The sequence below is a fragment of the Streptomyces luteoverticillatus genome (assembly GCF_003970715.1).
In the GTDB taxonomy this organism is placed as follows: Bacteria; Actinomycetota; Actinomycetes; order Streptomycetales; family Streptomycetaceae; genus Streptomyces; species Streptomyces abikoensis.
Map to the genome: position 1 here is coordinate 5,940,884 of NZ_CP034587.1, position 21,145 is coordinate 5,962,028.

General features: G+C 74.1%; 18 protein-coding genes and 1 pseudogene. 8 read left to right on the forward strand and 11 right to left on the reverse strand.

Annotation, left to right across the window (positions count from 1 at the left end):
- Positions 1–122: 122 nt before the first annotated feature.
- Together EKH77_RS26470 and EKH77_RS26475 are read right to left on the reverse strand one after the other, a co-directional pair.
- On the reverse strand, positions 123–1,760 hold the full coding sequence (locus tag EKH77_RS26470) for an ABC-F family ATP-binding cassette domain-containing protein (RefSeq protein ID WP_126916790.1): 1,638 nt from the start codon (positions 1,758–1,760) through the stop codon (positions 123–125).
- A gap of 75 nt (positions 1,761–1,835) precedes the next feature.
- Entirely contained in the window at positions 1,836–2,528 is a 693-nt protein-coding gene (locus tag EKH77_RS26475) for a M24 family metallopeptidase (RefSeq protein WP_126916791.1), read from the reverse strand.
- A 144-nt stretch (positions 2,529–2,672) separates the two neighbouring features.
- Between EKH77_RS26475 and EKH77_RS26480 the strand changes: the two genes are divergently transcribed.
- The 3 genes from EKH77_RS26480 to EKH77_RS26490 all read left to right on the forward strand — a co-directional run bounded on the left by EKH77_RS26480 (position 2,673) and on the right by EKH77_RS26490 (position 6,018).
- Positions 2,673–3,638, forward strand: a complete 966-nt coding sequence (locus tag EKH77_RS26480) for an FAD-dependent oxidoreductase (protein WP_126916792.1) — start codon at positions 2,673–2,675, stop codon at positions 3,636–3,638.
- A 31-nt stretch (positions 3,639–3,669) separates the two neighbouring features.
- Positions 3,670–4,614, forward strand: a complete 945-nt coding sequence (locus EKH77_RS26485; protein WP_430981011.1) for a dihydrodipicolinate synthase family protein — start codon at positions 3,670–3,672, stop codon at positions 4,612–4,614.
- Positions 4,615–4,686: 72 nt separating this feature from the next.
- Entirely contained in the window at positions 4,687–6,018 is a 1,332-nt protein-coding gene (locus EKH77_RS26490) for a hypothetical protein (protein WP_126916794.1), read from the forward strand.
- Here EKH77_RS26490 and EKH77_RS26495 read toward each other — a convergent pair whose 3' ends face one another.
- The 3 genes from EKH77_RS26495 to EKH77_RS26505 form a co-directional block, all read right to left on the reverse strand.
- A complete protein-coding gene (locus EKH77_RS26495) occupies positions 6,019–7,617 on the reverse strand; it encodes an AMP-binding protein (protein WP_126916795.1) in 1,599 nt (532 codons plus the stop codon). It abuts the gene before it with no gap.
- Positions 7,618–7,788: 171 nt separating this feature from the next.
- Complete coding sequence (locus EKH77_RS26500; RefSeq protein WP_126916796.1) at positions 7,789–8,451, reverse strand: response regulator; 663 nt, start codon at positions 8,449–8,451, stop codon at positions 7,789–7,791.
- On the reverse strand, positions 8,448–9,626 hold the full coding sequence (locus EKH77_RS26505; protein WP_240667543.1) for a sensor histidine kinase: 1,179 nt from the start codon (positions 9,624–9,626) through the stop codon (positions 8,448–8,450). The genes EKH77_RS26500 and EKH77_RS26505 overlap by 4 nt, the downstream gene beginning before the upstream one ends.
- A gap of 132 nt (positions 9,627–9,758) precedes the next feature.
- On the opposite strand from EKH77_RS26505, the gene EKH77_RS26510 reads away from it, so the two are divergent.
- Positions 9,759–10,679 carry an ABC transporter ATP-binding protein gene (locus EKH77_RS26510; RefSeq protein ID WP_126916797.1) on the forward strand — a complete coding sequence of 307 codons (921 nt, stop codon included), beginning with the start codon at positions 9,759–9,761 and terminating at the stop codon, positions 10,677–10,679.
- Positions 10,676–11,500, forward strand: a complete 825-nt coding sequence (locus tag EKH77_RS26515; protein WP_126916798.1) for an ABC transporter permease — start codon at positions 10,676–10,678, stop codon at positions 11,498–11,500. The genes EKH77_RS26510 and EKH77_RS26515 overlap by 4 nt, the downstream gene beginning before the upstream one ends.
- A gap of 11 nt (positions 11,501–11,511) precedes the next feature.
- Here EKH77_RS26515 and EKH77_RS26520 read toward each other — a convergent pair whose 3' ends face one another.
- On the reverse strand, positions 11,512–13,902 hold the full coding sequence (locus EKH77_RS26520) for a Tex family protein (RefSeq protein ID WP_430981012.1): 2,391 nt from the start codon (positions 13,900–13,902) through the stop codon (positions 11,512–11,514).
- Between the two features lie 118 nt (positions 13,903–14,020).
- Positions 14,021–14,886, reverse strand: a pseudogene (locus EKH77_RS26525) (SCO6745 family protein).
- Between the two features lie 125 nt (positions 14,887–15,011).
- On the opposite strand from EKH77_RS26525, the gene EKH77_RS26530 reads away from it, so the two are divergent.
- Both EKH77_RS26530 and EKH77_RS26535 read left to right on the forward strand, forming a co-directional pair.
- The gene (locus tag EKH77_RS26530) at positions 15,012–15,992 is read left to right on the forward strand and encodes a GlxA family transcriptional regulator (protein WP_126916800.1); all 981 of its coding nucleotides are present in this window, start codon (positions 15,012–15,014) and stop codon (positions 15,990–15,992) included.
- A 66-nt stretch (positions 15,993–16,058) separates the two neighbouring features.
- A complete protein-coding gene (locus EKH77_RS26535; protein WP_126916801.1) occupies positions 16,059–16,688 on the forward strand; it encodes a DJ-1/PfpI family protein in 630 nt (209 codons plus the stop codon).
- Between the two features lie 243 nt (positions 16,689–16,931).
- Here the strand turns inward: EKH77_RS26535 and EKH77_RS26540 are convergent, their stop codons facing one another.
- On the reverse strand, positions 16,932–17,684 hold the full coding sequence (locus EKH77_RS26540) for an enoyl-CoA hydratase/isomerase family protein (RefSeq protein WP_126916802.1): 753 nt from the start codon (positions 17,682–17,684) through the stop codon (positions 16,932–16,934).
- Positions 17,685–17,875: 191 nt separating this feature from the next.
- Between EKH77_RS26540 and EKH77_RS26545 the strand changes: the two genes are divergently transcribed.
- Positions 17,876–18,388: an ATP-binding protein gene (locus EKH77_RS26545; RefSeq protein ID WP_126916803.1), complete on the forward strand. Its 513-nt coding sequence runs from the start codon at positions 17,876–17,878 to the stop codon at positions 18,386–18,388.
- Here the strand turns inward: EKH77_RS26545 and idi are convergent.
- The 3 genes from idi to galE all read right to left on the reverse strand — a co-directional run bounded on the left by idi (position 18,363) and on the right by galE (position 21,069).
- Positions 18,363–18,974, reverse strand: coding sequence for an isopentenyl-diphosphate Delta-isomerase (gene idi, locus EKH77_RS26550; protein ID WP_126916804.1), 612 nt, complete (start codon positions 18,972–18,974; stop codon positions 18,363–18,365). The genes EKH77_RS26545 and idi overlap by 26 nt on opposite strands.
- Before the next feature lie 95 nt (positions 18,975–19,069).
- Complete coding sequence (locus tag EKH77_RS26555) at positions 19,070–20,017, reverse strand: cation diffusion facilitator family transporter (protein ID WP_126916805.1); 948 nt, start codon at positions 20,015–20,017, stop codon at positions 19,070–19,072.
- Between the two features lie 65 nt (positions 20,018–20,082).
- Positions 20,083–21,069 carry a UDP-glucose 4-epimerase GalE gene (galE, locus tag EKH77_RS26560; RefSeq protein ID WP_126916806.1) on the reverse strand — a complete coding sequence of 329 codons (987 nt, stop codon included), beginning with the start codon at positions 21,067–21,069 and terminating at the stop codon, positions 20,083–20,085.
- Between the last annotated feature and the right edge of the window lie 76 nt (positions 21,070–21,145).

Consider the following 21,145-nt stretch of genomic DNA (forward strand, 5'->3'; position numbering starts at 1 on the left):
GGGGAAGTGTTGGCCTTACGCTGGGTTTCTTTTCGGGCCCGGCATCACCCGTTCGCCCAGCTCGCACACAGCCTTCCCACAGCTTCCGGACAGCGCCCGCCCGGTTCCCGCCCCGGATTCGCTCAGCGCTCGCTCACCCGTCCGTCCGCGACCTCCAGCCGCCGCGTGGTGTGGACCGCGTCCAGCATCCGCCGGTCGTGGGTGACCAGCAGCAGCGTGCCGGTGTACGAGGCCAGCGCCGACTCCAGCTGTTCGATGGCCGGCAGGTCGAGGTGGTTGGTGGGCTCGTCGAGGACGAGCAGGTTCACCCCGCGCGCCTGGAGCAGGGCCAGCGCCGCGCGGGTGCGCTCACCCGGGGAGAGCGTCACGGCCGGGCGCAGCACGTGCTCCGCCTTGAGGCCGAACTTGGCCAGCAGCGTCCGGACGTCCGCCGGGGCGAGCTCCGGGACCTCCGCGCCGAACGCCGCCAGCAGCGTCTCCTCGCCGAAGAACAGCGCCCGGGCCTGGTCCACCTCGCCCACGACCACCCCCGGACCCAGCGCGGCGCCGCCCTCGTCCAGGGGCAGCCGGCCGAGGAGGGCGGCGAGCAGCGTGGACTTCCCGGAGCCGTTGGCGCCGGTGATGGCGACCCGGTCGGCCCAGTCGATCTGGAGGTCCACCGGACCGAGGGCGAACGGCCCGCGCCGGGCGACCGCCCCGCGCAGCGTCGCCACGACCGCGCCCGAGCGGGGCGCGGCGGCGATCTCCATCCGCAGCTCCCACTCCTTGCGGGGCTCCTCCACCACCTCCAGCCGCTCGATGAGCCGCTCGGTCTGACGGGCCTTGGCGGCCTGCTTCTCGGTCGACTCGGCGCGCAGCTTGCGGCCGATCTTGTCGTTGTCGGTGGCCTTGCGGCGGGCGTTGCGGACGCCCTTCTCCATCCAGTTCCGCTGGGTGCGCGCCCGCGCCTCCAGCCCCGCCCTGGTGTCGGCGTACTCGTCGTACGCCTCGCGGGCGTGCCTGCGGGCGGTCGCGCGCTCCTCCAGATAGGCCGCGTAACCACCGCCGTAGAGGTTCACCTGCTGCTGGGCGTGGTCGAGCTCCAGCACCTTGTCGACCGTGCGGGTCAGGAACTCCCGGTCGTGGCTGACCAGGACCGTGCCGGCGCGCAGGCTCGTGACGAACGACTCCAGCCGCTCCAGGCCGTCCAGGTCGAGGTCGTTGGTGGGCTCGTCCAGCAGGAAGACGTCGTAGCGGCTGAGCAGCAGGGACGCGAGACCGGCGCGGGCGGCCTGCCCGCCGGAGAGGCCGGTCATGGGCCGGTCCAGGCCGATGGCCAGGCCGAGCGAGGCGGCGACCTCCTCGGCCCGCTCGTCGAGGTCCGCGCCGCCCAGGTCCAGCCAGCGCTCCAGTGCGACGGAGTAGGCGTCGTCCGCGCCGGGCGCCCCGTCGACGAGGGCCTGCGTGGCGGCGTCGAGAGCGGTCTGCGCGGCGGCGACCCCGGTACGGCGGGCGAGGAACGCCCGGACGGACTCGCCCTCGCGCCGCTCGGGCTCCTGCGGAAGGTGGCCGACGGTCGCGGTGGGCGGGCTGAGCCGCAGCGAGCCGTGCTCGGGCGTGGCGAGGCCCGCGAGCATCCGCAGCAGGGTGGACTTCCCCGCCCCGTTGGCCCCGACGAGCCCGATGACGTCCCCGGGGGCGACGACGAGGTCGAGCCCGGAGAAGAGCGTGCGGTCGCCGTGTCCGGCGGCGAGATCCTTGACGACGAGGGTGGCACTCATAAGGGCACCGACTCTATGCGGTGGCAGGCGCCGGGCCGAACCGGCCCGGCGCCCTGCGGGCGGCGGTGGCGGCCGTCAGGCCAGGTCCAGGAGCTGCTCGTAAAAACCGCCGAAGCCCTTGTCGCGGTCGACGAAGTGGAGTTCGAGGATCCAGTGGCAGGGCCGCCCGGACCGGTCGACGCGGCGCAGGGGGTTGTGGTTGTCGGGAGTGATGTAGGACTCCGTCTTGGCCCCGTCGTTGGTCTCGTGGGGGAACTCGCCGACCAGGTGGCCGGTGTGCCAGATGCCGATCTCCCAGCCGGCCTCGGCGGCGAGCTTCTCGACCGTCTCGTACAGGACGGCGCCGGTGATGGCCTCGTCGGCCCGGAAGGCGGCGCGGCCGGCGTCGAAGACGCGGGGGAGATCGGCCAGGAGACGGTGCTTGTCGGGGTCCTGACCGAAGACGTAGGTGCGCCCGAAGTCGGCCTCGTACTCCTCGAAGATCGGGCCGAAGTCGGCGAACGCGACGTCGTCCTCGCCGATGATCCGGTCCGGCGGGTTCTCCCGGTAGGGCAGCAGGGAGTTGGGGCCGGAGCGGACGATCCGCTTGTGCCAGTGCTTGGTGGTGCCGAACATCTCGTTCGCGAGGTCCCGGATGTGATCGCTCACCTCGCGCTCCCCGCGCCCCGGGACCACGATCCCGCGCGCCTCCACCTCGGCGAACAACGCGATCGCCTTCTCCTGCGCGGCGACCAGCCCCGCGACCCGCTTCGCTTCCGCGTCCGCCATCTCGGATCCCCCTGTCGGTTGGCTTATTCCAAGATCGACCCTGCTGGATGATCTCCTATGCGACAGCGCACCGACCCGCCCGTTCATTCCCCGGGTCTGCCACTTCCCGCCCGGCGCTGGGGAGTTCGCCGGTACCGTCGGCGCATGGCAAGCGATGTGATCGTGATCGGTGCCGGCGTCATCGGCCTGACCAGCGCGGTCGTCCTGGCGGAGCGGGGCCGGCGCGTCGAGGTGTGGACGCGTTCGCCGTCCTCGGAGACCACCTCGGCGGTGGCCGGGGGCCTGTGGTGGCCCTACCGGATCGAGCCGCGCGACCGGGCCGGCGACTGGGCGCTCGCCTCGCTCGCGGTCATGACCGGCCTGGCCGGGCGGCCGGAACGGACCGGGGTGCGCCTGGCCGAGGGCACCCACGCCGGCCAGGCCCCCGGCGAGCTCGGCGCGTGGGCGGCCCGGGTGCCGGGGCTGCGCGCCGCCGGCGCGGGCGAATTGCCGCGCGGCTTCGACCGCGGGGTACGCGTCCGCCTGCCGCTGCTGGACATGACCACGCATCTCGACTACCTGACCCGGCGGCTCCGCGCGGCGGGCGGCACCGTCGCCGTCCGCCCGGTCGACTCGCTCGCCCAGGCCGCCCGCTCGGCGCCCGTCGTCGTCAACTGCACCGGCCTGGGCGCCCGCGACCTCGTCCCCGACCCCTCGGTGCACCCGGTGCGGGGCCAGCTCGTCGTGGTCGAGAACCCCGGCATCGACGAGTGGTTCACCGCCGCCGACGACGCCGGGGCCGACACCGTCTACGTCTTCCCCCAGCCCTACGGCGCCGTCCTCGGCGGCACCGCCCAGGAACACGCCTGGGACCGGGACCCCTCGCCCCGCACCGCCCGGGCCATCATCAGCCGCTGCTCCCGCGTCTTCCCCCGGCTGGCCCGGGCCCGCGTCCTCGGCCACCGCGTGGGCCTGCGCCCGGCCCGCCCGCGCGTCCGCCTGGAGGCCGAACCCCTGCCGGGCGGCGGCCGGCTCGTCCACAACTACGGCCACGGCGGGGCGGGCATCACCGTCTCCTGGGGCTGCGCCCTGGCGGCGGCCGACCTGGTGGAGACGGCCACGCCGTCTTGACAGCGCGGGCCGGGACGGAATGCTGTACCGCGTGACGCACCTGCCCGTACCCCTGACCGGCGTCGTCCCTCCGCTCTGCACCCCCCTCACACCCAGTGGCGACGTGGACGTCCGCTCCCTCGTCTCCCTCGTCGAACACCTGCTGGACGCCGGGGTCCACGCGGTGTTCGCCCTCGGCACCAGCGGCGAGGCCGCCTTCCTGAGCGACGCCCAGCGCGACGAGGTACTGCGGATCACCGTCGAAACCGTGGCCGGACGGGTGCCCGTGCTGGCAGGCGTGATCGACACGGCCACGGCCCGCGTCGTCGACCGGGCGCTGGCCGCCGCCGCCCACGGCGCCGACGCGCTCGTCGCCACCGCGCCCTTCTACGCCGGGACCCACCCCGCCGAGACCGCCGACCACTTCCGCCGGATCCGGGCCGCCGTCGGCCTCCCGCTGATCGCCTACGACATCCCCCAGCACGTCCACGGCAAGCTCACCGCGCCCGTCCTCCTCCGGCTCGCCGAGGACGGCACCCTCGCCGGCCTCAAGGACAGCAGCGGCGACCTGGGCGCCTTCCGCCGCCTGCTGGTCGCACTGCGCGAACGCGGCCTCGACGGCACCTTCGCCGCGCTCACCGGCTCCGAGCTCGCCGTGGACGCCGCCCTGCTGGCGGGCGCGCACGGCGTCGTCCCCGGGCTGGGCAACGTCGACCCGGCCGGGTACGTCCGGCTGTACGACCACGCGCGGGCCGGGCGCTGGCCGGAGGCGGCGGCCGAGCAGGACCGGCTCGCGGCGCTGTTCGCCCTCGTCGACGCGGGGGACACCGCCACGATGAGCGGCGGCGCCGCCGCGCTCGGCGGCTTCAAGGCCGCGCTGCGCGCGCTCGGCGTCATCGACTGCGCGGCGACGGCCGCGCCCCAGCGGCCGCTGTCCGAGGAGGCCGTCGCCGAGGTCCGCCGACGGTTGGCGGAGGGCGGACTGCTGCCCGCCTAGCGTCGGCCGCTCACGTGGCGCGGGCTTCCTGCCGAAGACGAACGGTGACGCCGACCGGTGGGAGAGCCGTTCATGGACGAGGTGACCGCGCGCTACGTGGAACTGTGCCGCGCCGAACTGTGCCGCGCCGACGGGAGCGGGCTGAGCCGGGCCGTCGCCGAGGCCGAGCTGCCGGGCTGTCTGCGCGACGCCCGGCTGCTGGCCCGGCCGCTGTTCGCCGGCGAACCGGAGCTGCGGGCGGCGGTGGACGACCTGCTGGCCCTCTTCGACGTCCTCGTCTCCCTGCCCGACCGGCTCTTCGACGGCGACGTCGAACGGTACTGGGCGGCCCTGGGCGGCGAGCCCCGCATGGCCCCGCTGCTGCGGCGCCACGCCCACGCCGGGCGGCCCGCCGACCGCTTCGGCCGGGCCGACCTCTACCGCGACGAGCACGGCCGCTTCGCGCTGCTGGAGTTCAACATCGCCGGTGGGGTGGGCGGCTTCGAACTGGGCGAACTGCCCCGCTCCCTGGAAGCCGTGCCCGCCTTCGCCGCCTTCGCCGAGCGGTACGCGCTGCGGCACGTACGGACCGCCGAACGCGTGGCCGCGACGCTGCGGGCCGTGGCGCCGCGCCCGTCCCCCGTGGTGGCCCTGGTGTTCGCGCCGGGGGCGCTGCCCCGGTACCGGCGGCCGGTCGCCCCCACCGTCGCGGTGCTGGAGGGCCAGGGGCTGGACGTCGTCCTCGGCGAGCTGGGCGACGTGCGGGGCGACGGCGGGAAGCTGTTCGTCGGCACGGCCCGCGTCGACGTGGTGCTGCGCTTCTTCACCGTCGACGACACCATCGGGCACGAGGACGGCCTCGCCGCGATCACCCGCGCCGACGAGAAGGGGACGGCTGTCCTGTGGACCGGGCTGGACAGCGCCCTGTTCACCAACAAGGGCGCCCTCGCCCTGCTGTCCGACCCCCGGTGCGACGCCGTGCTGTCCGCGCGCGAGCGGCGGGCGGCCGAACGGATCCTGCCGTGGACCAGGCTGCTGACCGCACAGCTGGTCGACCGGTGCGTCGAGGAGCGCGAACGGCTGATCCTCAAGCCCTGCCGGGGCTTCGCGGGCTCGGGCGTCGTCGCGGGCTGGGCCTGCCCGGAACGGGAGTGGCGCGACGTGCTGCGCGACGCCGCCGACGGCGGGTTCGTCGTACAGCGCCGGGTCGTGCCCCGGCCGGAGCCGGTCGTGGACCCGGTGACGGGGGAGACCGAGGACTGGACGCCGGTCTGGGGCCTGTTCGTCACCCCCGACGGCTACGGGGGCAACGCCATCCGCGCGCAGCGCGCCACCGGCGGCGACGTCATCGGCTACAGCACCAGCACCGAGACCCTGGCCACCGTCGCCTTCACCCGGCCCGCCGACGATCGGCCTGCTCGCTGATCAGTTCGCGGACTCCGCCCGCGCCGTCGTGTCCCCGTGGAGCAGCCCCTGGTGGCCCGCCCAGTAGGGCGCGCGCAGGGCGGTCTTGTCGACCTTGCCGATGGGGGTCAGCGGCAGCGCGTCGACGAACTCGAAGCTCGCGGGCAGATAGACGGGCCGCTCCAGCTCGGCCAGCACGCACTTGCGCAGCTCGTCGAGCTCCACACGCGCCCCGGGAGCGGTGACGACGACGGCGTGCACGGCCTGCCCGTACAGCGGGTGCGGCACCGGGATCACCGCGGCGGCCCGCACCGCCGGATGGGTGGTCAGCGCGTTCTCCACGAGCGGCGAGTAGATGGTGGACCCGGCCTCGCCCGTGATGATCACGTCGTTGCGCCGGTCCATGAGGAAGAAGTAGCCCTCCTCGTCCCGGTAGCCGAGATCGCCGGTGCGCAGCCAGCCGTCCGGGTGGAACGCGGCGGCGGTGGCCTCCGGCTGGTTGAGGTAGCCCTCCATGACGCGCGGCCCGCGCGCGCAGATCTCGCCGACCTCTCCCGGCGGCAGGGGCCGGCCCTGCTCGTCGCGGACCTCCGTCTCCATGTCGGGGAAGGAGCGGCCGACGGAACGCAGCAGTCTGCCCTCGTCCACGAGGTGGTCGGCGGAGTCCAGCGCTGTGAGGCCGAACGCCTCGGTCTGGGCGTAGAGCTGCCACAGCACCGGCCCGAACCGGTCGAGGGCCTGCTGGAGCCGGTCCGGGGTGATCGGGCTGGCCCCGTACATGACGCGGCGCAGCCGGGAGCAGTCGACGCCGGCCAGCCCCGGGTGGTCGAGCAGCCGGTACAGCATGGGCGGCATCAGCATCATGGCGGTGATCGGCTCGTTCGTCAGCGCCTCGATCACGGCCTCGGGGGTGAAGCGGTCGACGAGCGTGAGCGTGCTGCCCCCGGCCAGGCCGCTCAGCGCGTACAGGCCGCCGACGTGGGCGATCTGGCTGGTCACCAGCAGCGTCACGGGCTCGGGGAGGAACGGGTTCGCCAGGATCGTCCGGTACATCCGGTGCCGGTGGAGGATGGCTTTGGTGAGGCCCGTGGTGCCGCCGGAGCAGAGCACCGTCTCCACCTGCCCGGCGTGCGCCCACCGCGGCTCGCCGGCCGGGTGGGCGCGCCGGACGACGTCCATCAGGTCCGGCGCCGGCCCGCGGGATCCCAGCGACCACAGGCGGGCGCCGGGGAAGGCGCTGGTGACGGCGTGCGCGCAGGTGTCGGAGATCCGGTCGTCCACGATGAGGACGTCGGCGGGAACGTTCGCCGCGACGCTGGCGTACTCGGCCGGCCCCCGGTCCACCGGCATCGGCAGGAACCGCGCCCCCACCAGGTGCGCCGCGAACGGCACGCACACCGCCTCGGCGCGGTTCCCGCTGGCCAGGGCGACGGTGGTGCCGGGCCCCAGGCCGAGCGACCGGAACCCGGCGGCCATCTGACGAATCGTTTCCGCAAGCTCGGCGTAGGTCATCCGGAGATCCCGGTACACCACGGCCTCCCGCGTCCCGTACCCCGGGAACACCTCGTCCACCAGCCAAGCGGCGTAGCTGCGCCCCGCCGCTCCGTCCGACCCGTCCATGGGCCCGCCTCCTCTTCCGGTTCCGGTAGGCGCCCCTGGTCGGGTCAGGACGGGACGTCACACGGGACGACGGCGCGGACGCGCGTCGTCCCGTGTGATCGATGGCCGGTGGCGGGGTGGGTCTCACCGGGAAGGCCGCTCATTCATCCGGTCGGGCGCAGGAATGGGCCGTCAGCGAGGCGCGGTCACCAGTCCCGCCTCATAGGCGGTGATCACGAGCTGGACCCGGTCCCGGGCGCCCAGTTTGGTGAGCAGCCGTGACACGTGCGACTTGGCGGTGGCCACCGTGATGAAGAGATCCTCCGCGATCTCGGTGTTCGACCGGCCGCGTCCGACCAGGGTCAGGACCTCCCGTTCCCGCTCGGTGATGCCCTCGACCGGTCGTGGCGGGCGCCGCGGCCCGGCCTCGGGGCGCCCGGCGAAGTCCGCGATCAGACGGCGCGTCACCCCGGGTGCGAGCAGCGCGTCGCCTGCGGCGACGACGCGGATCGCCGCGAGGATGTCGTCCAGCGCCATGTCCTTGACGACGAAGCCGCTCGCGCCCGCCCGCAGGGCGCCGCGGACGTGGTCGTCCTCGTCGAAGGTGGTCAGGACCAGGACGCGGGCCGTCGTGGGACCGGCCGTGATCAGACGGGTGGCCTCGATGCCGTCCATACCGGGCATCCTGATGTCCATCACCACGACGTCGGGCTCGAGCTCGCCGGCGAGCCGGACCGCTTCGGCTCCGGTGGCGGCCTCGCCGACGACGTCCAGGTCGGGCTGGTCGGCCATGAGCAGCCGCAGTCCGGACCGCACCAGCGGCTGGTCGTCGGCGAGCAGGATCCTGACGGTCACCGGGCCTCCACCTTCACCGGAACGCCGCCGGGCGCGGGCAGCGGCAGCCGGGCCGCCACCCGGAAGCCGCCTCCGGGGCGCGGGCCGACGTTGAGCCGGCCGCCCAGCAGGCCGACCCGCTCGCGCATGCCGACGATGCCGAAGCCGTGGGCCGGGCCGTCGCCGGTGATGCCACGCCCGTCGTCGACGACCTCCACGGACAGTTCCTCGTCGCCGTGGTCGATGGTCACCCGGCAACTCCCGGTGCCCGCGTGGCGGACCACGTTGGTCAGCGCCTCCTGCACGATGCGGTAGGCGGACAGATCGATGTCGGCGGGCAGCGGGCGCCCGCTCCCGCCGCGGCGCACCTCGACGCGTACCCCCGCGTCCCCGGTCGCCGCCGCCAGCCGTTCGATGTCGGCCAGTCCCGGCGCGGGCGACCGCTCGGGGCCGGCCGTGCCCCGGTCGGCCTGACGGAGCGACACCAGTGTGCGCCGCAGGCCCGACAGGGTCTCCCTGCTGGTGGCCTCGATGGCGCGCAGCGCCTCGCGGGCCTCCTCGGGCCGGGTCTCGATGACCCGGCCGCCCACACCGGCCTGGATGGCGATGACGCCGACGCTGTGCGCGACCATGTCGTGGAGCTCCCGTGCGATCCGCAGCCGTTCGGCGGTCACGGCCTCGGCCACCTCCCGCGAGCGCAGCGCCACCGCGTGCTCGCGGCGCTCACGGACGAGGAGGCCGGCCGCGCAGGAGGCGGCCATCGCCAGGAGGGCGATCAGCCCGTTGACGGACAGGTTGTCCCCGTGCGCGAAGAGGCCGATCACCAGCAGTTGCACGAGGAAGGACACGGCCACGGCGATGACCGAGGCGCGGCGGGTCCGGGTGGCGACGACGATGCCCAGGACGAGGTCCACCGCCAGGTACCCCAGGAACTCGCCCTGGTACGAAGCCGTAGGGATCGCGTGGGCGGCGCTCGGGGGGCCCACCACGGCGGCCGTGGATCCGAGGAGCGCCAGGGCGAGGGCGGCCGGTGGCAGCCGTCGCACGACGCCGGTGAGCAGGCTCGCGGCGAGCAGTGCCCCGACGCCGTGGACCGTGCCCGACGCCCGTGGCGCGGCCCCCAACAGCAGGGCCGTCATGAGGAGGTAGGCGGCGGCCCCCGCCCAGGCCACGGCCTTCGTTTCGATCGGATTCACGCCGCGAGACTATCCGGCCGTCACCCGCGCGGCGTCAGCCCGGGGACGTACGCCCACGGGCCAGTGCCCGGCGGGTGATTGCCGCCCGTGGCCCCATGCCGGGAGGCGGTCCCTCCCGGCAGTCTCGGTGCCGTGATCGAAGTCAACGAGCTCACCAAGCGCTACGGCGGCAAGACGGCCGTCGACCAGCTGTCCTTCACCGTCCGGCCGGGCCGGGTCACCGGGTTCCTCGGCCCCAACGGAGCCGGCAAGTCCACCACCCTGCGGATGATCCTCGGCCTGGACGCGCCCACCGCCGGCACCGCCACCGTCGGCGGCGTCCCCTTCCGCGGCCATCCGCGCGGGCTGCGGCATGTCGGAGCCCTCCTCGACGCCGGGCAGGTCCACGGCGGCCGCAGCGCCGCGGCCCACCTGTCCGCCCTGGCCCGGAGCAACGGAATCCCACGGCGCCGGGTGGACGAGGTGCTGCACGAGGTGGGACTGGCCGAGGCGGCGAACCGCCGCATCGGCGGCTTCTCCCTCGGCATGAAACAGCGGCTGGGCGTCGCCACCGCCCTCCTCGGAGACCCGCCCGTGCTCATGTTCGACGAGCCGGTCAACGGCATGGACCCGGAGGGCGTGCTCTGGGTACGCGGGCTCTTCCGGCGCCTGGCCGCCGAGGGGCGCACGGTCTTCCTCTCCAGCCATCTGATGTCGGAGATGGAGAACACCGCCGACGACCTCGTCGTCATCGGCCGGGGCCGCCTCATCGCCGCCGAGCCGCTCCGGGACTTCGCGGCGCGCGGCACCCGGCGCGGCGTCGTGGTGGGCACGCCGAGGGCGGCGGAACTGGCGGCCGCGCTGACGGCGGCGGGCGCCTCGGTCGAGCCGGAGGGACCGGCCGGTGCGGAGAGGCTCGTCGTCACCGGGCTCCCGGCGGACCGGATCGGGGCACTCGCCTTCGAGAAGGGAATCCGGCTGGACGAACTGACCACCCGCACCGCCTCGCTGGAGTCGGCCTTCATGGAACTCACCGCCGGCAGCACCGAATACCAGGCAGGACAGCCCCGATGACGACACTCGCCCCCGCCCCCCGGACCACCTCCGCCGCCGGGCCGCCCGCCCGTTTCCGCGACCTGTTCGCCGCCGAGTGGATCAAGACGCGGTCCCTGCGCTCCACGCCGTGGACGATCGCGCTCACCGTCCTGTTCGTCATCGGCTCCGCCGCCGTGGCGACGATGACGGACGACGCCCCGGGCTCCGGCCCCGCCGGCTTCCGGCACTACGACGCCTATCCACCGGCCGGCTACTGGACGCTGATCCTCATCGCGAGCAGCATGGGCGCCCTCGGCGTGGTGAGCGAGTACGGCAGCGGCCTGATCCGCGTCACCACCGTGGCCGTCCCCGCCCGTGGCTCGGTGGTGCTGGCCAAGGCCGCCGTCACCGCCGCGCTGTGGACGGCGGTCGGCACGATCGCCTCCCTCGGCTCCTTCCTGGTCTCCCAGACCCTCCTGGCCGGACGGCACGCCGCCGTGCCGATCACCCACCCCGGGGTGTTCCGGGCGGTGGCGGCGTCCGCGCTGCTGGCGCCGGTCTGCGCGCTGGTCGGCCTGGGCCTCGGCGTTCTGCTCCGGCACGCCGCCGCGACCATGGTCACCGGCGTCTTCGTCCTGCTGATGCTGCCCACCATGTTCTCGGAGAGCGACCGCTGGTCGGCGGACGTCAAACACGCGCTGGTCTCGGCCGCCTGGAAGCGCCTGATCGAGACCTGGGAGCCGGATCCCGCGTCCCTGGCGTACACCGCCACGGTCTCCGGCTCCTGGATCGTCTACGCGCTCTGGCCGCTGCTCACGGTCGCGCTCGCCGTGCTGGTGGTGAGGCGCCGCGACGTGTGAGCGCGCCCCCGCTACCGGCCCTTCGGGCCCAGCAGCCCCGCACGCCGCAGCGCGTCCGCCATCGCCCCGTCGGCCGGGGGAGTGGCGGCCGGGCGGCCGCCGCCCTCCGCCCGGCGGGGGCGCGGGGTGCCGCCCCGGCGCGGAGCGCTCCCGCGCTCGCCGCGCTCCGCGCGTTCCGTCCGCTCGCGGGGCGCGCCGCCAGCGGCGCGGGCCGGTGACGCCTCGTCGTCCAGACGGAGCGTCAGCGAGATCCGCTTGCGCGGGATGTCGACGTCCATCACCTTCACGCGCACGATGTCGCCCGGCTTGACCACGTCGCGCGGGTCCTTCACGAACGTCTTCGACATCGCCGACACGTGCACCAGGCCGTCCTGGTGGACGCCCACGTCCACGAAGGCGCCGAAGGCCGCGACGTTGGTGACGACGCCCTCCAGCAGCATCCCCGGCGTCAGGTCGCCGATCTTCTCGACGCCCTCCTTGAAGGCCGCTGTTTTGAACGCGGGCCGCGGGTCGCGGCCCGGCTTCTCCAGCTCGCGGAGGATGTCCGTGACCGTCGGAAGGCCGAAGGAGTCGTTCACGAAGTCCTCGGGACGCAGAGCGCGCAGCGTCGCGGTGTTGCCGATGAGCGCGGCGACGTCGCCGCCCGTCGCCTTCACCATGGTCCGCACCACGGGGTACGCCTCGGGGTGGACGCTGGAGGCGTCCAGCGGGTCGTCGCCGCCGCGGATGCGGAGGAAGCCGGCGCACTGCTCGTACGCCTTGGGGCCCAGGCGGGCCACGTCCTTGAGGGCCTTGCGGGAGCGGAAGGGGCCGTTGGCGTCGCGGTGGGCGACGATGTTCTCGGCGAGGCCGGAGCTGACGCCGGAGACCCGGGAGAGCAGCGGCGCGGAGGCGGTGTTGACGTCGACGCCGACGCCGTTGACGCAGTCCTCGACGACCGCGTCCAGCGAACGGGACAGCTTCAGCTCGGACAAGTCGTGCTGGTACTGGCCGACGCCGATCGACTTCGGGTCGATCTTCACCAGCTCGGCGAGCGGGTCCTGCAGCCGGCGCGCGATGGAGACCGCGCCGCGCAGGGAGACGTCCATGCCGGGCAGCTCCTGCGAGGCGAACGCGGACGCGGAGTAGACCGAGGCGCCGGCCTCGGAGACCATCACCTTCGTCAGCTTCAGCTCGGGATGACGGGCGATCAGGTCGGCCGCCAGCTTGTCGGTCTCGCGGGAGGCCGTGCCGTTGCCGATCGCGACGAGCTCCACGCCGTGCTCGCGGGCGAGCCGGGCCAAGGTGGCCAGCGAGGCGTCCCACTTGTTCTGCGGGACGTGGGGGTAGATGGTCTCCGTCGCGGCGACCTTGCCGGTCGCGTCCACGACGGCGACCTTCACGCCCGTGCGGAAGCCCGGGTCCAGGCCCATCGTGGCGCGCGTGCCGGCCGGGGCGGCGAGCAGCAGGTCGCGCAGGTTCGCCGCGAAGACGCGGACGGCCTCGTCCTCGGCGGCCTGGCGCAGCCGCGTCCGCAGGTCGATGCCCAGGTGGGTCACGATCCGGGTGCGCCAGGCCCAGCGCACGGTGTCGCCCAGCCACTTGTCCGCCGGGCGGCCCCGGTCCGCGATCCCGAAGCGGCGGGCGATCATCTGCTCGTAGGCGCTCGGACCCTCGGTGGACTCCTCCGGGGCCTGCGGCTCCAGGGTGAGCTCGAGGACGTCCTCCTTCTCGCCGCGCAGCATCGCCAGCACCCGGTGGGAGGGGAGCTCGGTGAAGGGTTCGGCGAAGTCGAAGTAGTCGGCGAACTTCGCGCCCGCCTCCTCCTTGCCCTCGCGCACCTTCGCGGCCACCCGCCCGCGCGACCACATGCGCTCGCGCAGCTCGCCGATCAGGTCGGCGTCCTCGCCGAACCGCTCGGTGAGGATGGCGCGGGCGCCCTCGAGCGCGGCGGCGGCGTCCGCGACGCCCTTGTCCCCGTCGACGAACGCGGCGGCCGCCGCCGACGGGTCCGTGCCCGGGTCGCGCAGCAGGCCGTCGGCCAGCGGCTCCAGCCCGGCCTCGCGGGCGATCTGCGCCTTGGTGCGCCGCTTGGGCTTGAAGGGCAGGTAGATGTCCTCCAGGCGGGCCTTGGAGTCGGCCTCGCGGATCCGGGCCTCCAGCGCCTCGTCGAGCTTGCCCTGCGACCGTACGGACTCGAGGACCGCCGCCCGGCGGTCCTCCAGCTCCCGCAGATACCGCAGCCGTTCCTCCAGGGTGCGCAGCTGCGCGTCGTCGAGCGCCCCGGTCGCCTCCTTGCGGTAGCGCGCGACGAACGGCACGGTCGACCCGCCGTCGAGCAATTCGACGGCGGCCCGCACCTGCCGCTCCCGCACGCCGAGCTCCTCGGCGATCCTGCCTTCGATCGACGTCGACGTCGTCACGATCACGCTCCGCTTTCCCTGTTCCGCGGCGGTTCCGCCGCGCTGAGCCGCGATCCGCATTGTGGCAGGTATCGGTGACAGAGCCCGCGCGCCCGGCTGTTTCCGCAGGTCGGAGCGGCTACCCCCGCAGGTCGGACGGGAAGGCGCCGCCCTGCACCAGGGTGGTGGTGTAGCCCTGGGCCAGCTCGGTCAGCCGCGCGACACCGGCGGCGCCCAGGTGCTCGTAGGGGGCGCGGTCCAGGCGGTCCGTCGCGTCCTCCAGCTCCTCGCGCAGGTCCACGCCGGCCTGCGTCAGCGTGCCGTCCGTGTTCAGCAGCCCGCGCTCCAGCAGCCGCTCACGGCCGGCGGCCAGGTCGTCCTCGCTCCAGCCACGCGTGCGCATCAGCCACTTGTGCGACATGCCCTTGCCGGTGGCGGAGTGGGTCAGGATCGCCTCGATCGGGTCGATGCCGGCCTGGACGAGGACCATCAGGTGGCCGTCGCCGCGGTACTCGCGCAGCAGCGTGGTGGCGTGCCACAGCGCCAGGTGCGGGGCGTCCGGCACGGGCAGGTCGGCGTGGGCCGCGTACAGGGTGCGCATGGACCGGTCGCACGCCTCGGTGGCCCGCAGCGCGAGCTCGGCGGCCTCGGCCATCTCGGCGGAGGCCACGGTCTCCTCGCCGAGCAGCCGCCGCAGCTGGGCGTCGGCGGCGCGCAGCCGCGCGGCCAGGATGTCCTCGGGGAGGCGATGTCCCAGACGGCGGGGATGTGCTGGGAGATCAGCTCGTGGCTGAAGCTGAAGAACGAGGCCGTCACCGGGCCCGGTCCGACCCGGCCGAAGGCGGCGGCGCGCCCCGCCAGATAGACGGCGCCGAAGCTCTCGGTGCCGCCGATGCCGAGGGCGCCCACCTCCTGCTGGATCTCCGGGGAGAAGTACTGGGCCGAGTGGAAGGGGTTGAGGAACGCTTGGCAGCGGCGGGCGGCGCCGACGGGCAGAGAAGTCATGTCCCGTACCGTACGTACTGGTTGGTACGGAAGGAAAGGGTGAAGGTCACAGTCGCCACCCATGGCAGGAAAGGTGGGGAACCCGTCATTGCGGCCATGACGGGAGGGCGGCCAGCATGGAGGCCATGAGAACCCGCACGGTGCTGATCGTCCTCTTCGAGGGGATCCAGCCCCTCGATGTCACCGGCCCCCACGAGGTGTTCGCCGGAGTGCGGCCCGAGCGCGGCGCGGAGGGCGGCTACGAGGTGCGCACCGCGACGATCGACGGCGAGCCGGTCCGCAGCACCAGCGGGCTGCGGCTCGCCCCCGACGCGGCCCTCGCCGACTGCGCCGTGCCGGACCTGCTCGTCGTCCCCGGCGGGGAGGGCGCCCTGGAACCCGATCCCCGGATCGTGTCCTGGCTGCGCGTCAACGGCCCCCGGGCCGGGCGGCTGCTCTCCGTCTGCACCGGCGCGTTCCTGGTCGCCGCCGCCGGGCTGCTCGACGGCCGGCGCGCGACCACCCACTGGGCGTACTGCGACCGGTTCACCGAGCGCTTCCCGGACGTGCTGCTGGACCCCGAGCCCATCTTCGTGCGCGACGGCCGCGTCGCCACGTCGGCCGGCGTGACGGCGGGCATCGACCTGGCGCTCGCCGTCGTCGAGGAGGACCACGGCCGGAAGGTGGCCCTCACCATCGCCCGCCACCTGGTCGTCTTCCTCCGCCGGCCCGGCAACCAGCGGCAGTTCAGCGTCCCGCTCGCCGCCCAGACGGCCGGACGCCCGACGCTCCGCGACATCCAGCACTGGATCGTCGAGCACCTGACCGCCGACCTGTCGGTGGACGCGCTCGCGGACCGCGCGGGCCTGTCGCCCCGGCACTTCGCCCGGGCCTTCCGGGACGAGGTGGGAATGACGCCGGGGCGCTACGTCGACCTGGTGCGACTGGAGGCCGCCAGGCGGCTGCTGGAGGACACCGGGCAGGGCGTGGAGGAGGTCTCCCGCGCCTGCGGCTACGGCACGCCCGAGGCGATGCGGCGGGCCTTCGTCCGGGCCCTGGGGGCGGGACCGGCCGAATACCGGCGGCGCTTCCGGCCCATGACCATGGTTCAGCCGATCGCCGTCTGACCGCCTCCCTTCGATCCCCCTTCAATCCCCTTTCAATTTCCTTCGAGTACGAGAGAAGGCTTTGCCATGCAGATCGCCATCCTGCTTTATCCCGGTTTCACCGCACTTGACGCTGTGGGCCCGTACGACACCCTCAGCCGCCTCCCGGGCGCGGAGACCGTCTTCGTGGCCGAGCGGCCCGGGCCGGTGCCCAACGAGAGCGGCAACCTCACGCTCGTCGCCGAGCGCTCCCTCGCGGACGTGCCGCGTCCCGACATCGTCGTCGTCCCCGGCGGTCCGGACCGGTTCCTGCCGCTCGAGCCCGGCCCCGTGCGGGACTGGCTGACGGCCGTGGACCGCCACACCACCTGGACGACGTCGGTGTGCACCGGCTCGGTGATCCTGGCCTCCGCCGGGCTGCTGACGGGCCGCCCGGCCACCTCGCACTGGCTCCACCTGGAGCAGTTGCGCTCCCTGGGCGCCGAGCCGACGGGGCAGCGGGTCGTCTTCGACGGCAAGTACGTCACCGCCGCCGGGGTCTCTTCGGGCATCGACATGGGCCTCGCGCTCCTCGGCCGGATCGCGGGCGACCGGACGGCCCAGACCGTCCAGCTGATGATCGAGTACGACCCGCAGCCGCCCTTCGACGCGGGCTCCCCGGAGAAGGCCCCCGCGGACATCGTCGCGGAGCGGCGCGCGGCGTACGTGCCGCGCTAGGCGCGCGGCCCCGTAAGAGGCGCGAGCCCCTAGGGGCGCGGGGCAGTGTCGATATGCGGCTCCGCCGCGTGGGCGCGACCAGCCCCCACCGGCCCGCGGTCGGGAACGGCGCGACCGCCCAGGACGGGGGTCCGGACGGTCAGGCCTGAGCGCCCCGCTGGTGGGGCAGTCGGGTCGCTGCGGGCCGTCCCGGGCTGAGCGCGCAGTTCCCCGCGCCCCTTCGGGGCGCTCGGAACGGGGCGCTCAGACCGTCCAGTCGAAGAGCGGCATCCGCCGTTCCAAGAACGCGGCGACACCCTCGGCGGTGTCGCCGCTGCCGCGTTCCCGCGCGGCCCAGTGGGCCACGCGTTCCGCCGTGGCCGGGGACGAGGCGAACTCCTTGGCCGCCGCCTGCGTCAGCTGCGAGCGCGCCGCCAGCGTCGCCGCGAACTCCGCCACCCGGCCGTCGAGCGCGTCCGCCGGCCACACCTCGTCCACCAGCCCGGTGCGCAGGGCCCGCTCGGTGTCGATCAGCTCGGCGGAGAACAGCAGGTACTTGGCGGTCGCCGGGCCCACCAGTTCCACCAGCCGCCGCGTCGTGGACGCCGGGTAGACGATGCCCAGCCGCGCCGGGGTCACCCCGAAGGACGCCCCCTCCGCCGCGAACCGCAGGTCGCAGGCGACCGCGAGCTGGCAGCCGCCACCGACGCAGTGGCCGCGCACGGCCGCGATCGTCGGCTTGGGGAACGCGGCCAGCGCCTCCTCCGCCGCCACCGCCAGGTCCCGCGAGCCCACGCCGCCGTCGGCGGCCAGCGTGGTGATGTCCGCGCCCGCGCAGAACGTATCGCCCTCGCCGGTCAGCACCAGCACCCGGACCGCCGGGTCGGCGGCGCAGCGCGCGAGGAGCCCGGGCAGGTCCTTCCACATCCCGGTGGTCATGGCGTTCCGTTTGGCGGGGTTGACGATCCGGACGGTGGCGACGGGTCCGTCGATCACAAGCTGCAGTGCGGGCTCCATGGGCGGATGCTAACCGGGACCAGGAAGTCATGATCAAACAGTCTGCGGGGCGACAGCCGCGTGCGTGATCGGTCGAACCCCGCCGGAATCCGTCGATAGCGATGACTTCTGGTCAGCTCACCGGAGCGGACGCCAAGGTTCCCAACACTCGGCACAGGTGGTCGGGCCACGGCGAGGGGTGGGTTACGGAGATGGAGATGTGCGGGGGACGCCCGCCCGGGCCGGGGCGGGCGGCCGCGCCCCGCAAGCCCGCCGAGTACGACGGGAGCTGGCGCTGGACGGCTCCCGCGCTCGACCGGTCCGTTCCCGCGGCCCGCAGCGCCGTCCGCGAGCTGATCCGGCGCCGCGCGGTGCCGCTGCGCGAGGACCAGCTGTACGGGCTGCTGCTCATCGTCTCCGAGCTGGTCACCAACGCCGTGCGGCACGCGGCGCTGCTCTCCCCGGAGGTGGCCGTGGAGGTCTCCGTGGGCCCGGAGTGGGTCCGGGTGGCCGTCGAGGACAACCACCCGTACCGCCCCGCGCCCATGGAGGCGTGCCCCGAGGACGAGCCGCGCACCGGCGGCCGGGGCCTGCTGCTGGTGCAGGCGACGGTGGAGGAGGCCGGCGGCTGCTACGACATCGAGCACACCGCCGGCGGCGGCAAGGTGGTCTGGGCCGCCCTGCCGCTGCGCTCCCGGCCTACCAGCCCGCGGCGTCCCCGGTGACCTCGCGGATCGCCGGGCGGGCGGCGTCCAGCACGGTCATGAACCACGCCGAGAAGGGGTACTTCTCGCGCAGCGCGTCGAGCTCGGCGGGGGTGACGAACGCGGTCTCCGCGATCTCGGAGGGGTCCGGATCCGGCAGGGCCGCGACGGTACCCACGAACAGGTGGTTGTACTCCTGCTCGACCAGGCCAGAGGCCGGGTCCGGGTGGTTGTAGCGGACGGTCCCGGCCTCGCGCATCAGCGCGGGCGCCAGGCCGAGCTCCTCACCGGTGCGGCGGGCGGCGGCGACGAAGGGCGGCTCGGCCGGGTAGGGGTGGCCGCAGCAGGTGTTCGACCACACGCCGGGGGAGTGGTACTTCTCCAGCGCCCGGCGCTGGAGCAGCAGCCGGCCCGCGTCGTCGAAGAGAAAGACCGAGAAGGCCCGGTGGAGCCTGCCGGGGGCGATGTGGGCGGAGACCTTCTCGGCGGTGCCGATGGTTCTGCCGTCCTCGTCGACCAGCTCCAGCATGATCGGTTCGGCGTCGTCGGCGGCCTCGGGGCGCCGGTCCGAGTCGGCGGAGCGGCCCTTGGCAGATGTGATCGGCATTGACCATCCTCATTGTCGGTCTTCCACCTTCAAGTCTGCCGTACGGAATGCCCACGACCACGGCGGACGATTCCTCGGGGCCTCGGTGCGAGGCCTCAGCGGCAGAGGCCGGCCTCGTGCTCGGCGTGCCCGCCGGGCTCCAGCTGAAAGGTGCAGTGCTCCACGGCGAAGTGTTCGCCGAGGCAGTCCTGAAGGTCGTGCAACATCTTCTCCTGTCCCGCCGAGTCCAGCGCGCCCGGGTCCACCACCACGTGCGCCGACAGCACCGGCATCCCCGAGGTGATCGTCCACATGTGGAGGTCGTGGAGGCCCCGCACCCCGGGCAGGGCCAGGATGTGCGCCCGCACCTCGTCCATGTCGACGTGCCTCGGCGCCGCCTCCAGCAGCACGTCCAGCGCCTCGCGCAGCAGCTTCACCGTGCGCGGCACGATCATCAGCCCGATCAGCAGCGAGGCGACCGGGTCCGCCCGGGTCCAGCCCGTCGCCATGATCACCAGCGCGGAGACGACCACGGCCAGGGAGCCCAGGGCGTCCGAGAGGACCTCCAGGAACGCGCCCCGCACGTTCAGGCTCTCCTTGCTGCCCCGGGTCAGCAGGGCCAGCGAGACGCCGTTGGCGACCACGCCGACCAGGCCGAAGACGACCGTCCGCGCGCCCGGCACCGGCGCGGGCTCCGCCAGCCGCTCGACGGCCTCGATCAGGACGTAGCCGCCGACGCCGAGCAGCAGCACACAGTTCAGCAGGGCGGCGAGGATCTCGGCCCGGGCGTAGCCCCAGGTGCGTCTGCCGGAGGCCGGGCGGGCGGCGAAACGGATCGCCAGGAGGGCCATGAAGACCCCGACCGCGTCCGTGGCCATGTGGCCCGCCTCGGCGAACAGCGCGAGCGAACCGGTCAGCGCGCTGCCGACCGCGTAGACCAGCAGGACGGTCAGGGTGATGCCCAGCGCGATCCGCAGCCGCCCCTTGTGGGCGGCCGCGGCCGTGCCGGTCGCACCGGGCGGGCGTCCCCCGTGCGAGTGGCCGTGGTGGTGACCCGCTCCCATGCCCGCCGCCTTCCGAAGCCGTCGTCGGGCCCAGTCAACTACGGGCGGGGGCGGGATCGCGGGGATCAGGCGCGGCGCGCCTCGGGGTGGTGGAGGCACCAGCCCTCCCAGGCGGAGGCGACCATGTCGCGGAGGCCGTGGCGGGCGCTCCAGCCCAGCTCCTTCGCGATCAGCTCGTTGGACGCCACGACACGCGCCGGATCACCCGGACGGCGCGGGGCCGTCTCGGGCGTCAGCTCCGGGCGCCCGGTGATCTCGCCGATCAGGTCGGCCATCTCCCGGACGGACACCCCGAACCCGGTGCCGACGTTCAGCGTCAGGTCGCCCGCGCCCGGCCGCTCGGCCAGCCGGCGGGCGGCGGCGAGGTGGGCGGTCGCCAGGTCCTCGATGTGGATGTAGTCACGGACGCAGGTGCCGTCCGGGGTGGCGTAGTCGTCGCCGAAGATCAGCGGCCGCTCGCCCCGGGTGACGCGGTCGAACATCATCGGGATGATGTTGAAGACGCCGGTGTCGGCCAGCTCCGGCCGGGCCGCGCCCGCCACGTTGAAGTAGCGCAGGCACGCCGTGGCGATGCCGTGCGCGGCGCCCGTCGCCCGGACGAGCCACTCCCCGGCGAGCTTGGTCTCGCCGTACGGGTTGATCGGCAGACAGGGCGTCCGCTCGGTGACCAGGTCCACGTCGGGCATGCCGTAGACGGCCGCCGAGGACGAGAAGACGAAGCTGCGGACCCCGGCCGCGACCACGGCCTCCAGCAGCACGGTCAGCCCGTGGACGTTCTCCCGGTAGTACAGCAGGGGCTTCTCGACCGACTCCCCGACCTGCTTCTTCGCCGCCAGGTGCACCACTCCCGTCACGCCGAGACCGGTGAGCGTGCGGTCGAGCAGCTCACGGTCCAGCACCGAGCCCCGCACCAGCGGGACCGACTCCGGCAGCCGGCCGCTCACGCCCGAGGACAGGTCGTCCAGGACGGCCACCCGCTCCCCGGCCTCCGTCATCGCCCGCGCCACATGCGCCCCGATGTACCCAGCTCCGCCTGTGATCAGCCACGTCATGACGGCACCCTATTCCAGCCATCCGACGGGAAACGTTTCGTCCGTCCGTGGGAACCGCCCGGACGTCCGGGACGTC

What these genes read in the sequence shown, in the direction of transcription:
- idi (WP_126916804.1), bottom strand. Translation starts at nt 18,974, where the DNA reads ATGCCGATCACATCTGCCAAGGGCCGCTCCGCCGACTCGGACCGGCGC.
- EKH77_RS26480 (WP_126916792.1), top strand. Translation starts at nt 2,673, where the DNA reads ATGGCAAGCGATGTGATCGTGATCGGTGCCGGCGTCATCGGCCTGACC.
- EKH77_RS26555 (WP_126916805.1), bottom strand. Translation starts at nt 20,017, where the DNA reads ATGGGAGCGGGTCACCACCACGGCCACTCGCACGGGGGACGCCCGCCC.
- EKH77_RS26475 (WP_126916791.1), bottom strand. Translation starts at nt 2,528, where the DNA reads ATGGCGGACGCGGAAGCGAAGCGGGTCGCGGGGCTGGTCGCCGCGCAG.
- EKH77_RS26530 (WP_126916800.1), top strand. Translation starts at nt 15,012, where the DNA reads ATGAGAACCCGCACGGTGCTGATCGTCCTCTTCGAGGGGATCCAGCCC.
- EKH77_RS26470 (WP_126916790.1), bottom strand. Translation starts at nt 1,760, where the DNA reads ATGAGTGCCACCCTCGTCGTCAAGGATCTCGCCGCCGGACACGGCGAC.
- EKH77_RS26515 (WP_126916798.1), top strand. Translation starts at nt 10,676, where the DNA reads ATGACGACACTCGCCCCCGCCCCCCGGACCACCTCCGCCGCCGGGCCG.
- EKH77_RS26495 (WP_126916795.1), bottom strand. Translation starts at nt 7,617, where the DNA reads ATGGACGGGTCGGACGGAGCGGCGGGGCGCAGCTACGCCGCTTGGCTG.
- EKH77_RS26545 (WP_126916803.1), top strand. Translation starts at nt 17,876, where the DNA reads ATGGAGATGTGCGGGGGACGCCCGCCCGGGCCGGGGCGGGCGGCCGCG.
- galE (WP_126916806.1), bottom strand. Translation starts at nt 21,069, where the DNA reads ATGACGTGGCTGATCACAGGCGGAGCTGGGTACATCGGGGCGCATGTG.
- EKH77_RS26490 (WP_126916794.1), top strand. Translation starts at nt 4,687, where the DNA reads ATGGACGAGGTGACCGCGCGCTACGTGGAACTGTGCCGCGCCGAACTG.
- EKH77_RS26540 (WP_126916802.1), bottom strand. Translation starts at nt 17,684, where the DNA reads ATGGAGCCCGCACTGCAGCTTGTGATCGACGGACCCGTCGCCACCGTC.
- EKH77_RS26535 (WP_126916801.1), top strand. Translation starts at nt 16,059, where the DNA reads ATGCAGATCGCCATCCTGCTTTATCCCGGTTTCACCGCACTTGACGCT.